Origin of the sequence: Desulfoluna spongiiphila, assembly GCF_900101345.1 — a bacterium.
GTDB lineage: Bacteria > Desulfobacterota > Desulfobacteria > Desulfobacterales > Desulfolunaceae > Desulfoluna > Desulfoluna spongiiphila.
On record NZ_FMUX01000006.1, the window covers coordinates 179764 to 193814 of the forward strand.

Here is a 14051-nt window from a genome sequence, read left to right on the forward strand (position 1 = left end):
CAAACGCCTTCGGCTCGGGCTTCGCCCGATACATAAGTTGGTGGTTTGTACGAGCTGTCCCATAAGCCTTGAAAGACCAGGACTCATTCACGTAACCTGTTGACTATCAGCTTTAATCGGACTGCCTCCGGTGGCCAGGGAATAAATCCCCTGGATCCCAGGTTCGGGAATGCTCTTTCGCCTTCGCTTGTCGCGCGGTAGTCCGGTGACGTCGGCTTATTGGTGACACCCTCGCATGGGCATGTGCGGATTCCTCAGGCTCATCACATTCCCTGACGGGCTTCGCCCGTGCTGAATAACGAGGGTAAGGGGCGATATCCTGTATCAGGGTTTCTTCGTTCGAATGATACAATGCGCTTTCCCCTCGTTCCTCGGGTCAAGCCACACCCGCCTTTCAAACAAACGTCGGCCTTGATCATCGCTTGGGTCATCGGCCTATTTGCATCACCCTCCGAACACCCTTGTCGCCTGGAGCGCCGCACTCCTGTGCGGCACGGGTAACGACGGACCAAAAAGCCGCACCGGAGTGCGGCGCTCCGTTTGGGTCGATTTTTCTCGTTTTTTTGAAGGCCGAGGCCCAAACTTCATTCAAGAAGAACTTTTGAAGCCTGTTTGTTAGACAGTTTTTAACTGTTCAGCCCCCGGCAGGGCCGCCGGAGGCTGCTTTGTTACATGCTTTCCCCTGTTAAAACATCATACTCATCCCTGCCTTGATGCTCCTTGCGCCGCCGGGGCCGCTGTTTTTGAAGTGGTAGGCGTCGTAGGATTCGTCAAAGAGGTTGTCCACGTTGAGGTAGAGGGCCAGGTCCCGGTTTTTGAACCAGGAGGGCCTGAAGGTGGAGGAGAGGCTGTGGACCTCATAGGCCTCGTATTCGTCGTCGCCGTTTTCAAAGCTCTCCACGAATCGGGCGCGCCAGCCCAGCTTGAGGTTCAGGGCCTTGATGAGGTAGTCGGCCCGCACCAGGGTGGTGGCGGGGGTCTCGCCTGCGTTTTCTTTGGTTTTCTCGTCCCGGCCCTTGATTTTGGAGTGCCCCAGGAGGAGGGACAGGTTCTTTATTTTGTAGGCCATCTCCAGCTCGTAGCCTTCCCGTTTGACGGATTCCACGTTTACCATGGTGGAGACGAATTCGAAATCCGGCGGGGCGGGCGTCTGGAGGATTTCAGCGTCGATGAGGTCCTCGATTTTTTCCTGGAAGTAGACCCCTTTGATGCGCAGGGCGTCGTTATCGCTGAGGAGCCCGTCAAAGGCGAAACGCGCGCCCCATTCCCAGGTGTCGGCCTGCTCCGGCTTCAGGTCCGGGTTGGCAAGGACCTTGACCCGGATCATGGGGTTGAAGGGGTGGGGGCTGTCGAGCTCCGTGAACATTTCACTGACCAGGGGTGCCCGAAAGGACTCGGCGTAGGTGGTGTGGAATCCGGCCCAGGGCACAGGCTTCCAGTCTACGGTCATCTTGGGGGAGACTCGGTCTTCGGTGCCGTCCGGGGACTCGGAGTTCTCGCCGGTGCGGGAGTACCAGGTGTACCGCAGCGCCGGGATCAGGGTGACACCGCCGGGCACGGCGATTTCGTCCTGGATGAAGGCCCCGGCGTCCTCGCCGTGGCCCGGAGGGTTGGTGTAGGCCATGGCGGGATCCCCTGCCTTGGGCGTGTATTCATCCTTGTAGGCGTCCGCTCCGAAGACGAGCCGGTGGGAGACGCGGTTTCCGGTGTTGAATGCCATGATGTTCTGGGCGTCGATGCCCATGGAGGTGAACTCCAGCTTGTCGGTGATGTTGTTCTCCACGGTTTCGTCGCGCTTGGACCAGAGGGCGGTGATTTTCGCGTCTACCAGGGGGCTGTCGGGCGTCAGGCGCCAGGAGCCGATCAGTTTGTCCTGCTCGGCCTGGTAGCGGGAATCATCCTTGTCATAGGTGATGTCCTGGTCAAAGCGGGTGGCGTTGAGGGAAAAGGTGTGGGCATCCGACGGCGTGTAGGTGGCCTTGACCATGGCGTTTTTGATTTTGCCGTCCCGTTTGACGGTCTCCTTGTCCTCTTCTTCGGTGCTTGTCTCCACATCGCCCAAGTCCCGCAGGGTTCCGGTGGCCAGGATATCGAGGTTGCCGTACCGCCCGAAGGCTGCGGCGGTGCCATGGGTTTCGTCTCCGGCGGTGCTGACCCCGCCCTTGACAATGGCCCCGACGTTCCGACCGGGTTTCAACAGGTCGGCCGCGTCCTTGGTGGTGAGGGAGATCACCCCGCCGATGCCTCCGGCCCCGTGCATCACCGATGCCGGTCCACGGACCACCTCCACCTCTTTTAAAAGATCCGGGTCCACCAGGATGGTGGACTGGGCGTCCCCAGCTTTTTGCACGTAGTTTTCACGGGCCCCGTCCACCTTGATGATGGTCTGGCTTTCGGGCAGGCCCCTTAAGGCCGGTTGCTGGGCGTGGGCCGCGTCTCCTGATATGTCCACGCCGGGGATGCTCTCCAGGATGTCGGCCAGGTTGTCGGGCCGGTCCTGCTCGATGGTGTCCGCATCCACCACTGAGGCCGAGGCGGGCACGTTGAAGGCACTGGTTTTTGTGCGTGTGGCGGTGACCACCATGCTGTCCATACGTGTGGCGACAGCCGGGGCCTCCTGGGGGGGGGCCGGGATGTTCGGTTCGTCGGCCAGGGCCTGGGTGGCCATGAGGGCCATGCACACCATCACGGGTAATTTCAACATTTGCTTTTTCACGTTCATCTCCTGGTATTGCTTTGTGTCCCGTCGCTACGGGTCAAATCGTTCCACGCTCTTTGTGTCCAAGGGCGTGGGCCCATGCGCCGAGGATCTGCGGATAGTCCGCAGGCTCCCCGCCGCTACAGGCGGGCAGGGCGTGGATAGCGTGGTTTTTTACGGCGGGAACCTCCCGGAAGGCGGGGTCGGCGTCGGTCGCGTCCCGGATGGCCATGAGCCCTGCCTGGGCGTTTCCGGTGATCACGATGACCTCCGGGGCGGTTTGGGTGAGCCGTTGCAGCATCTCGGCCGGAGGCAATTCATCCAAGGGGCCCAGGCCGTCCAGGGCGTTGTCCAATCCCAGGGGTTCCATGACCTTTTGGTTGAGAAAACTGTCGCACGCCTGGGGGATCAGGAAGTTTTCGTGGGTCATGGGGTGCATGAAGCCGACGAAGGCGGCAACGCATTTTTTGCCCCCTAAGGGCAGGAGGGCGTTGACCTCCTCAAGCTGGGCGTCGTAGTGCCTGACCAGCCGTTCCGCCAGCTTGTCCCGTTCCAAGACCCTTCCTGTGTCGCGGATGCCGTGGTGAATCCCCTGTGAAAAGTCCACCACCGACACCTCGTAGCCGTCGGAGGTGAGCTCGCTTTCCATCTCAGAGGGGTTGAGCCCGCACCAGTAGTCGCTGGTGGCGGTGTCCTTTTCCAACAGGATTTTTTGTATTCCGCCCCGCTTGGCGGCGGTGTGGAGGATGCGCCGCTTGGTGGTCATGATGCAGCGGGTGCACTCCAGGTGGTCGATGCCGGGAAAAAAGTCTTCGATGAGGGGGATCTGGCTGGTGACCATGGCCCGGGGCAGGACCCCCAGGGCCCTTGCGGTGTGGGCCAGCTTGTCGCCGATCATGATGAGGTTCCGCATTTCGGTTGGTTCGGACATGGTATTCTCCTTCGGTTGCAGGGCGTGGCGGCGTTGACTCCGACCTGTGGGACGGCTCGTGACGCCGGCAAAGGCCCATGGGGTTCATTTGCGTACCGGGAGATAGAGCATATTGCGGGCCAACCTGAGTGCAAATGCCATAAGGTCTGTAAATTATTTTCATTAACTGTAATTTTTTTGGCTTGCCTGATTTTTTGGCAATGGGAAGCCACCTTCCCGACGTTGCGCGTCTTCCCCACGGAAAGCCCCGGAAGGCGAGCCCTTTGACGGGCGAGTGAAGAAAACCCCCGGTGCGGGGGATTTCTTCCCGTCACTCACCGGGCGAGATGTTGTACGCCTTGATTTTGGTATAGAGGGAGCGCCGGTCAATGGCCAGCTCGGACGCGGCGCGGGTGCGATTGTGGTTGTGGTCCTTTAGCGCCTTTTCGATCATCTGCTTTTCCAGGGCGGCCAGGCGGGCCTTGAGGGGCCCCCGCTCCATGCCCGGGCAGTTTGCCGGGGCCCGGCAGGCGGTGGGCAGGTCCAGGCGGCCCAGGGTGGCGTAGCGCCTGAGGACGTTTTCCAGTTCCCGGATGTTTCCCGGCCAGTCGTAGGCCATGATGGCGGACATTTCAGACGGTCCGGGCTTTGTTCCCCCGGGCCAGGCCTTGATGAAACGGTCCACCAGAAGGGGGATATCGGCCCGTCGCTCCCGCAAGGGCGGCACCGTGATGGGGACCACGTGGATTCTGTAGAAGAAATCCTCGCGCATCTTTCCGCGGCGAACCAGCTCTGCAAGGTCCCGGTTGGTGGCAGAGACGATGCGGATATCCGGGACCTTCACCTGCCGTCCCCCCACCGGGGTATATCCGCCGCCCTCAATGGCCCGAAGGAGCTTGGTCTGCATGGAAAGCCCGATCTCACCGATTTCATCCAGAAAGAGGGTGCCGCCGTCGGCCTTGTCCAACAGGCCTTCCCGGTCGGAATGGGCCCCGGAAAAGGCACCCTTGCAGTGCCCGAAGAACTCGGATTCCATGAGGTTTTCCGGGATGGCGCCGCAGTTGACCGGTACAAAGTTTTTTCCCTTTCTGGGGCCGATGTCATGGATGGTGCGGGAGACCAGCTCTTTGCCGGTGCCGGACTCTCCGTTGACGATGACCGGGGCCGTGGTTTCGGCTGCTTTTTCGATCATGGCGTAGAGTTCCTGCATGGCAGGGGATGCGCCCGTCATGGCATGAAATCCTGTTTTCAGCGCCACCTGGTCTTTCAGGCGGCGGATCTCTTCGCGCAGCTCCTCTTCCATCTCCTTGTGCTCGGTAAAATCGGTGATGAACCCCTCGGCTGCGATGAGGGACCCCGCATCGTTATAGATGCCTTCCCCCCGGTCCCAGACCCACTTGTCCCGCTCGGTCAGGGAGTTGACGCGGTAGATAAGCTGGTAGGGTTTGTGCCCGGCCATGGCCTGCTCAGAGGCTCGGATGACCTCGTCGACACATGCCTCATGGACCAGGTTGGCCAGCTTGGCGCGCCGGGTCAGGATCATTTGGTAGGGCGTCTCCCCAAAGAGCTTGCGAGCCCCTTCGCTGACATAGTCGATGCTCCAGTTGCCGTCGTTGACCCTTCGGTAGACCATGCCGGGGAGGTTTCTCATGAGGGTGTCGTGGGATATCATCAGTCGGACTATCCTTCTATATTTTTTGTTTGTCATAATAAATTTTGTTTTGCCTAAAAAAAATACGGTCATAGTCTGCCAGTCGCCATTTGTCAAGGCGCCCGGCAGGGCTGCCCAGGTCAAACGCATTTAACTGCAAGCTGCCTCCGGCGGGTCGCTTTTTGAAAAAAGCTCCGCAAAATATTTCGGTTGCCTGCGCTTTTATTGTTCAACCCCAGGGGGCTGAGCAATAAAAGCGCAGGTATGCACACCAGGCGAAATAATTGGAAATACGAGCATATTTGAATGAACCAACATCGAACTCAATGCCTGTTTGTCAAACTTTTCAAAGGTTTGTCCCCCGGCAGGGCCGCCGGAGGCAAAATCTAAATGCATTGATCCAGCCCCTCCGGAGCAACGGGATAATTCGCCCTTCATCATGCGGTTGTGTTGCGGAATAGGCGGCCAAGACGCGTCCATGCTGAAAAATCAGTGCGGCCACGTCGTGTGCCGTTTGATTCCTATGATGTTGTTTTATTGATGGATCGGTTGACGGCTGATTTTATGGTGAAACCCGGTTGACGCTTCATTGCCTTATTTTGCTGTTGACAAAGGTTTGTGGCTTCCATATCTATCTCGGCCATGCGTATTTGTTTGGCAAGCCAAAAAGATTTATGAATGTAAAAAAATGTAAAAGGGAGAGGTATCATGACAAGAGCATGCACATGTGGGGCAACATGTTCACGGCGCGATTTTTTGAAACGGTCGGCGGCAGGGGCGGGGGCTCTTATCGCGGCATCTTCGTTATTTCCGGGAAGCCTTTTTGCCGGGCCCGGGCGGGATCTCACAGTGGCCGTAACCGGTCGGTGTATCTTCAACAGCGTCGTCGTCACCCATGAGACCCAGGAGGGGTTTCCCAACCCCTTTCGCAGCGAGACCCCTTTTGCGTTTTCCATGAACGAGGACTGCGCCGGGCTGGAGGCGGGGGTGGCCGCTGTTCGCTCGGGCGCTGCCGATATCGGGACGCTTTTAAGGCCTCTGACCGACGGTGAAAAAGCCGCGGGCCTGGTGGAGACACCCCTTGACCCCATGGCCTATGCGGTTGCTGTGAGCAAGGCAAACCCTGTGAACAGCCTGACGGAGAGACAGGTCCTTGAGATTTTTGCCGGGCGCATCACGAACTGGAAAGAGGTGGGCGGCAAGGACATGGAGATCCTTTTGTACAAGCAGCGGTGCGGGGCAAGCTACGACACTTTGCTGGACAAGGCCCTTGCGGAAAGGGGCATCAGGAAAAACACCGAGCGTCTCGAAGACGCGGTGATGTACGTGGAGGTGACGGACAACCAGCTCGATGAGATCGCGGCAAACGAGATGGCCGTTGCCATGGTGCCGCGGATGTTTTTCGATGCCAACTCAAAGCATCTGGACGTGGACGGTGTGTCTCCGTGCCGGGCGTCCGAGAAGAACGGCCGGTACCCCTTCCTTGCCCCGCGCAGCCTGGTGAGCCGCACCAACGCCTCGGATGCCGCAACCCGTTTTCTGGCCTTTGCCAAGGGCCCCCACGGTACGGCCCTCATGGAGAAAGGCTTTTCCATGGACTGGCTCAAGGCCGGGTTCTGATGCCCGTTTGTTTCATTTTTTTGTAATTAGTCAGTTTGCCTCCGGCGGGTCGCTTTTTAAAAAAAGCTCCGCAAAAACGTTCCGGCACATTAGGCATATCGGCAGCATTGGGCCAGCCGGTATTGTTTTTAAAACCTGTTTGTCAAACGTTTCAAAAGTTTGGTCCCCGGCAGGGCCGCCGGAGGCATGTTCATAACGGCCCCTGTGCCATGCGGCAAGGGGGCCTATTGTTTTGAAAGAGAGAACGATCATGAACATCGGAAGCAAGCTCAGCCTTTTTTTTTGCGCTATTTTGATTCTGGCTGTGGCCTCCATCATCATCCCCATCCACATCAACTCCGGCCGCATATTGATGGATGCCCAGGAGAACGAACTCGCCTCCCGGGCTTCGGCCATGGGGAAGAGGCTCTCTGCGATGTACGCGGGCATGGAGGCCGACCTTGGCCGCATGGCAGCAGACCGGGAGATCATTCGCCTGATGAAGGCGGCCCGGTTCACGAAGAAATACGAAAACCTCCAGGCCAGGGTCGGCTTTATGAAACGGGTGCTCTCCTACGACGGGGTGGCGGTGTTCGACCGGAAGGGCAACTGCGTGGTCGGCGATCCGGGACCGGTTGGCCGAAAGGTCACGGTTGATAAGATGGCAAAGGGAGCTGTTGCAGGCGGCATGGAGACCCGGAGCGGTGTACTGGAGATGGCCTTTGCAAGCCCTGTCTACCATAAGGAGAGTTTCCTGGGGACCATGGTGATCCGGCGGGCATTGGATGATGCCTTTATGGCCACTCTTCTTCGAGGTGGCCTGGGAGCCTGCGCCCTTTATGAGCGGGAAGGGGAGGTGTATCGCCTTCGTGCCTCATCGGATGCCGGTGGGTTTTCATCGGTACCTGAGGTTTCTATCCATGGCACGTTTCCACAGGTCCACCGCCAAGCCCTTCTGGGCGAGAGCCGGGGAGTCCTTCGCTTTGTCCCCGTGGCAGCGGGCGGAACAGACTCTGTGTGTCTGCTGGCCCTGTTTGAAGAGACCCGCCAGGTGGAAGCCGTTCTCCGTCAGATCGAGTTCACCTCTGTGTTTGTGGGCGCTGCGGTGCTGGGGTTTGGGTGCCTTACCACTTTTTTGTATTCACGGCGTCTGTCCGGGGCCCTTACATCCCTTTGCGCTTTTTCCGTAAAAATAGCGGCAGGCGATCTGTCCGGCCGCATGGAGACGGACCGGCACGATGAGATCGGGGATCTGGTCCGGGCTCAGAATCGCATGGCCGAACACTTGAGCGGGCTCATCGAGAAATGCGCCGAGGCCTCCGAAGCCCTGACCGCCTCCTCCGGAGATCTCGCCGCCACGTCCGAGGACATGGCCTCCCATTCAGAGGCCGTCAGCGACAAGGTGTCCGCCACAGCGTCGGCTTCGGAACGGCTGGCACTTACCATGGCTGCCATCGGCAGCGCCATTGGGGAGTCTGCCCGGGGTGCCGGGGAAATCTCCGGTGCTTCCTCCGGGGTGAAAGAGTCCATCGAGCAGTTGACCGTCAGGGCGGAAAAAGCCCGGGGCATCACGGAAAATACGGTGTCGGCCCTGGGCGAGGCACGCACAGCCTTTCGCGCCTTTGATGCGGCCACAGGGGAGATCGGGGGCATCGCCGAAGGCATCCACGACATCGCGGCTCAGACCAATTTGCTGGCCCTGAACGCAACCATCGAAGCAGCCCGGGCCGGAAGCGCAGGGGCAGGCTTTGCCGTGGTGGCCTCGGAAGTCAAGGAGCTGGCAGCACAGGTATCCCGGGCCTCCGAGCTCATTCAGCAAAAAACAGAGGCCGTGAGCCGTTCTGCGGCAGAGGTCTTGACAACGGTGGACGGCCTGGCAGGCGGCCTGGACCGGGTGGACGGCATCGTGCGAGCCACCGCAGGGAGCCTGGAAGAGCAGCGGGAACTCACCGACGCCATCGTGGCCCATGTGGGGGATGTCTCCGCAGGGATCTCCGAGATCAACCGGAATATTGCCGGGGCCTCCGATACCTTTGCGGGGATTTCAAGGGACATTGCAGAGTCGAGCCGGACATCCGGGGAGATGTCCGACAGCAGCCGCCTGGTGAATCGCAGTGCCGGGGCCCTGATCGAACTTTCCCGGGAGCTGACGGGCGTCGTCGGCCGGTTCAGGCTTGCGTGACAACCAGAGGATTGGGGCAATGATTCAGCTCCAAAACGCAGCCTTCTATGGTTACGGCCTGATGAATCACAGGGTCAAGAGGGCTCAGGAAAAAACAAAAGCAATGCCTCCGGCGGCGAGGTGTGCCACCTCGAAACCAGGTTGCGAATGCGCTTTCCCCTTCGTTCCTCAGGGAAAATCACATTCGCCTATGGTTCAGATTAAACTGGATCTGTTTTTTTAAGCTGTTTGTCTAACTTTTCAAAAGTTTGGCCCCCGGCAGGGCCGCCGGAGGCATACGTTGAATCGTTACGGATTGGAAAGAGAGCGGACATGAAACTGGCCTTGAAATACAAGCTTATCCTGTATGTGTACGCCACTTTGCCCCTTGCGGCACTGTGGCTGGCTGCCCGGGCCAATACCATCCACGCCATGCCGGCATTTCAGCACGCCCTGACCGTCGGGATTCTCACCGCCTTCGGCCTGCCCCTTGCCGCGCCCTGGCTTCCCGGGTTCCGCTGGCTTATCCAGCGCCAGGTGACGCGCATCAGCCGGTTCTGCGCACGGGTGAAGCAGGGCACATACATTGGGTTTCGCCTTCCTCCGGAAACCGAGGATGAAAATGAGATCATCGCCCTCATGCGGGATTTGAACTGGATGCTTCGAATCATCGAGGTGCGTGAGGCCGAGCTGGAGCGCCGGGTCGCAAGGCGCACCGGCGAGCTCAACCAGGCCCGCTTGGCTGCGGAGGCATCGGTCCAGGCAAAGGGGGCGTTTCTGGCCAACATCAGCCATGAGATCCGGACCCCCATCAACGCCATCATGGGCATGGCGGATGTTCTCCTGGCGCAACCCGACTCCCCGACGGCACCGGACAACCTGCGCATCATCGCCGCAGCCTCCCGGAACCTATTGCTTATGGTCAACGAGATCCTCGATTACTCCAAGATGGAAGCGGGGAAGCTGGAGCTGGAGGCCATCCCTTTCCGGCTGCGGGATCTCATGGAAGGGGTGACGGATACCTTGAGCCAGCAGGCCCAGGAAAAATCCCTGGAGCTGGTCTGTGACATCGACGCCTCCGTGCCCCAGACCCTGGTGGGGGATCCCACGCGCCTGGGCCAGATTATCACCAACCTTACGGCCAACGCCATCCGGTTCACCGAGGCAGGGGAGGTGGTGGTGACGGCGCGATTTCATCGGGAGACCCTGGAGAGCGGAAACCTGTCCCTTTGCGTGCTTGATACCGGGGAAGGCATTCCCGAGGCGGTACTTCCCACCCTTTTCGACGCTTTTACCCAGGCCGACGGCTCCATCACCCGCCATCACGGCGGCACCGGCCTGGGGCTTGCCATCTGTCGCAAACTCTCGGCCATGATGGACGGGACGCTCACCGTCGCCTCCACCTCGGGCCGCGGCAGCGAGTTTACCCTGAGCTGTCCCCTTAATGCGCCGTATGAAAGCTCTGAAGCCTTTCTTTACGGGGTCGATATGAAGCCCCGGTGCCTTGTTGTGGAGGACAACCGATCCGCACGGAGGGTCCTTTCAGGGTTTTTGGATGATTTTGATTTTCCCCACGATTTGGCAGGGTCCGTCCGGGAGGCCGTCGAGGCCCTCACCCAGGCCCGAGGCGCCTATCGGCTGCTCCTCGCGGACGTGACCCTGCCTCCCGGAGAAGGGGCGCTGCTTATCCGTCACCTGCAGGCCATGGAAGAAGGGAACCGTCCCGGGGTGATCCTTCTGTCTCCCTTGAACCACCGGGACGCAGCCTGGCACCGGGGGCTCGATATCGCCGGGCATGTGGTCAAGCCTGTGAAGCAGTCGGCCCTTTACAACGCCATCGTCTCGGCCCTGGCCCCTGTGTCGGCCCCTGAGGCTCCTTCGGAAACCTCGGGAGAGGCGGTGCACCGTCAGCGCGTGCTGGTGGTTGAAGACAACCCCTTCAACCGGAAAGTGGCGGAGGAGATTCTCGGGGCGGCCCGTTTTCAGGTCCGATGTACGGCCAATGGCCAGGAGGCCCTGGACCTCCTGGGAAAAAATTCCTTTGATCTGGTACTGGCGGACATGCAGATGCCCGGCATGGACGGGTGCGAACTCACGGAGACCATCCGGTCTTCCGAGGGCCTGAGAGACCTTCCGGTGGTGATGCTCACTGCCGATGCCGACCCCGGTACCCGCAGGGCAGCCATGGCATCCGGTGCCTCGGGGTTTCTCACCAAGCCTGTGGCCCCCGGTGAGCTGTTGCGGGTCCTCGAAGGGCAGCTGATAGCGGACGCCCGAGATGTTTCCCAAGAGGACGTAAATCCCGATGAAAGGCCTGGATTTGAAGCCCTCGCAGCCGCCCTTGGGGGAGACCCGACCCGCGCGGCTGAGCTGGTCATGGACTTTGTGGAGGCCTTCGGGAAAAGCCCGGCCACCATCGCGGACACCCTGGCCGGTGAGACCCCGGATGAGGCGCAGGCATTGCTGCACACCCTGAAAGGTGCCGCCGCCAATCTGTACTGCCGTGAGCTGGCCGAGGCCGCTTCTGCCATGGAAACTGCCGTGAAAAGGGGGCAATTCGAGGAGGCCGGGGGTGGGGTGGCGACCCTGGAACGGTGTCTTGCTGATCTGGCACGGGAGGGGGATTGCCTTGTCTCGACGGGGGGGCATCCTGAAGGGGCCGAGCCGCACCGTGGGCTGCCTTTGGAATCCCTGCGTGAGCTTGAGGCGCTTATCACAACGAGGAACATAATGGCCCGGGCAAAGGCCCAGGCGCTTTTGGAGCCCTTAAGCCATGCCGGATTCCGGGCGCAGGCGGAGCAGCTGGTGGCGTGCCTTCGGAAATACAACTTCAAAGATGCCAAGGGCCTTTTGACCCAGATTTTTGCGGCGGGCTCGGCCACGTACCCCAAGGCCATTACAGGAGAGTGACATGGAGAAACCGACCCTTCTGATTATCGACGACATCCCGTCCAATATCGACGTCCTTGGGACGATTCTCATGGAGGATTACATCATCCAGGCGGCCACCTCCGGGGAAGAGGGTCTCGGCATCGCCCAGGAAGGCAGCGGGCCCGACCTGATTCTCCTTGACGTGATGATGCCCGGGATGGATGGCTACGAAGTGCTCTCACGGCTCAAGGTCCATGAGGCGACCCGGCACATTCCCGTCATCATGGTGACGGCCTGCACCGACGCCGCAGACGAAACCAAAGGGTTTCGTCTGGGTTGCGCCGATTACCTGCACAAGCCGGTGACCCCTCTGATCGTCCAGTCCAGGGTGCGTACCCAGGTGGAGGTCAAAAGGGGACGCGACGCCCTGGCCGCGAGCCTTAAAACCAGCCGGGCGGATTCCCTGAGGCAGGGGCGTTTTTTGGGCGGGCTGTTCGACCACTCCCCACAAGGGATTCTGCTGCTGGATGAGGCCCATGCCATTGTCCGGGCCAACCAGGCCTTTTGCGATCTTTTCGGGTACAGGGCCTGCGATCTCGAAGGGCAGGCAGAGCCCATGAACACGGTGCCTGTGGCTGAAGCTGAGGCCTACGGGGCCCTTTTGGAAACCATCGATGCCAGGGGGCGGTTCAAGGGAGAGGGGGTTCGGATGCGGGTGGACGGAACCCCCCTTTCCGTCTCCATCGCGGGCTGTCGGGTGGATGTGGAGAACCAGTCCGGGGGAATTTTTCTTATTTATGAGGACATCACCGACCGCAAGCTGGCGGAAAAACGGCTGACCCACCAGGCCTACCACGACGCCCTGACGGGTATCGACAACCGCCTCGCCTTTGTGGAGGGCCTCAAGGGCGTTCTGAAAGAGAACCGCAGGGTCAACCGTTGCTGCGTGATGCTCCTGGACCTAGACCGGTTCAAGTCCGTCAACGACTCGTTGGGGCATCCCGTGGGGGATGCCCTGCTTCAGGTTGTCTCACGCCGTTTTACGCAGTGCCTGAGGGACCGGGACACCGTGGCGCGCATCGGCGGTGACGAGTTTGCTGTTTTGCTTCGGGAGACCCGGGACGCTTCCGAGGTGGAGGGAATTTCCCGGCGGCTTCTGGATGCGGCCTCTTCGCCCTTTGAGATCGACGGCCAGGTGCTTCATATCGGTGCCAGCATCGGCGTGGTCTTCGACTTGTCCGGTTACACAGATCCGGACACGGTGATCCGGGATGCGGATCTGGCCATGTATGAGGCAAAGGCCTCCGGCAGGGGGCGTTTCACCCTCTTTGACAGTACCCTCCATGAGAAGGCGGTGCATCGCCTGGAGATCGAGCGTGAATTAAGGGATGCCTTTGTGCGGGGCGAGTTTGAATTTTACTACCAGCCCATCCTGACCCTGCCGGAAGGCCCTGTGGAGCGTTTCGAGGCCCTGATCCGCTGGAACCACCCGGAAAAAGGCGTGCTGGCCCCGGCGGCGTTTTTGTCCGTACTGGAAGAGGCCGGACTCTCCACCGCCCTGAGGCGCTGGGTGGTGGAAGCCGCTGCCCAGACCCTGGCCTCCTGGGGTGCGGACTTTCCTGGGCGCATCCTCAACATCAACCTGACGGCGAGTCAGCTGGGTGACCCGGAGCTTTGCCCTTTTATTACGGAGGTGTTCGGCCGTTACGGGGCCTCTCCGGATCGTCTGGTGGTGGAAATAACCGAGACCGATTTCATGGAAGGCCGTCCCATGGCCGAGGCCAACCTCAACAGGCTCCGGGAGGCAGGGGTCCGAATCGCCATCGATGACTTCGGCACGGGCTATTCGTCCCTTGCCTACCTGCATCGGTACCGCATCGACACCCTAAAAATTGACCGTTCCTTTATCACACGCATTGATCAGGACGGCCTGTCCATCATCTCGGCCATCGCTTCTATCTCTCAGAAACTCGGGGTCTCCGTGGTGGCCGAAGGCATTGAAGAGCCGGCACAGCTCGACGCCGTGATGCGGGCAGGGTGCACCCACGCGCAAGGGTACCTCATCTCCCGGCCCATGCCCCTGGAGAGGGCAACCTGTTCGGAACGCGGCCGTGCCGGATGGCTCTGTGCCGTGTCATCCAACCATTGAAAATCTGAGTTG

The 14051-nt window shown here is 60.2% G+C and carries 8 protein-coding genes and 1 pseudogene; 5 read left to right on the top strand and 4 right to left on the bottom strand.

The window, feature by feature from the left end; genetic code table 11:
* Positions 1-685: 685 nt before the first annotated feature.
* From BLQ12_RS10365 to BLQ12_RS27390, 4 genes are all read right to left on the bottom strand, one after another.
* Complete coding sequence (locus BLQ12_RS10365; protein WP_175469636.1) at positions 686-2716, bottom strand: TonB-dependent receptor domain-containing protein; 2031 nt, start codon at positions 2714-2716, stop codon at positions 686-688.
* A 40-nt stretch (positions 2717-2756) separates the two neighbouring features.
* A complete protein-coding gene (locus BLQ12_RS10370) occupies positions 2757-3629 on the bottom strand; it encodes an ABC transporter substrate-binding protein (protein WP_092210580.1) in 873 nt (290 codons plus the stop codon).
* A 310-nt stretch (positions 3630-3939) separates the two neighbouring features.
* Positions 3940-5280 carry a sigma-54 interaction domain-containing protein gene (locus tag BLQ12_RS10375; protein ID WP_175469637.1) on the bottom strand — a complete coding sequence of 447 codons (1341 nt, stop codon included), beginning with the start codon at positions 5278-5280 and terminating at the stop codon, positions 3940-3942.
* A 201-nt stretch (positions 5281-5481) separates the two neighbouring features.
* Positions 5482-5655, bottom strand: coding sequence for a hypothetical protein (locus BLQ12_RS27390; protein ID WP_175469638.1), 174 nt, complete (start codon positions 5653-5655; stop codon positions 5482-5484).
* Positions 5656-5967: 312 nt separating this feature from the next.
* Here BLQ12_RS27390 and BLQ12_RS28325 point away from each other — a divergent pair.
* The 5 genes and pseudogenes from BLQ12_RS28325 to BLQ12_RS10400 form a co-directional block, all read left to right on the top strand.
* Positions 5968-6069 (top strand): annotated as a pseudogene (locus BLQ12_RS28325) (twin-arginine translocation signal domain-containing protein); the annotation flags it as partial.
* Positions 6070-6108: 39 nt separating this feature from the next.
* Entirely contained in the window at positions 6109-6879 is a 771-nt protein-coding gene (locus tag BLQ12_RS10380) for a substrate-binding domain-containing protein (RefSeq protein WP_254782037.1), read from the top strand.
* Between the two features lie 250 nt (positions 6880-7129).
* On the top strand, positions 7130-9040 hold the full coding sequence (locus tag BLQ12_RS10385) for a methyl-accepting chemotaxis protein (RefSeq protein ID WP_092210582.1): 1911 nt from the start codon (positions 7130-7132) through the stop codon (positions 9038-9040).
* A gap of 312 nt (positions 9041-9352) precedes the next feature.
* Positions 9353-11929 carry a response regulator gene (locus BLQ12_RS10395; RefSeq protein WP_092210584.1) on the top strand — a complete coding sequence of 859 codons (2577 nt, stop codon included), beginning with the start codon at positions 9353-9355 and terminating at the stop codon, positions 11927-11929.
* 1 nt (position 11930) lies between these two features.
* Positions 11931-14039 carry a putative bifunctional diguanylate cyclase/phosphodiesterase gene (locus tag BLQ12_RS10400; RefSeq protein WP_092210585.1) on the top strand — a complete coding sequence of 703 codons (2109 nt, stop codon included), beginning with the start codon at positions 11931-11933 and terminating at the stop codon, positions 14037-14039.
* The last annotated feature ends 12 nt before the right edge of the window (positions 14040-14051 follow it).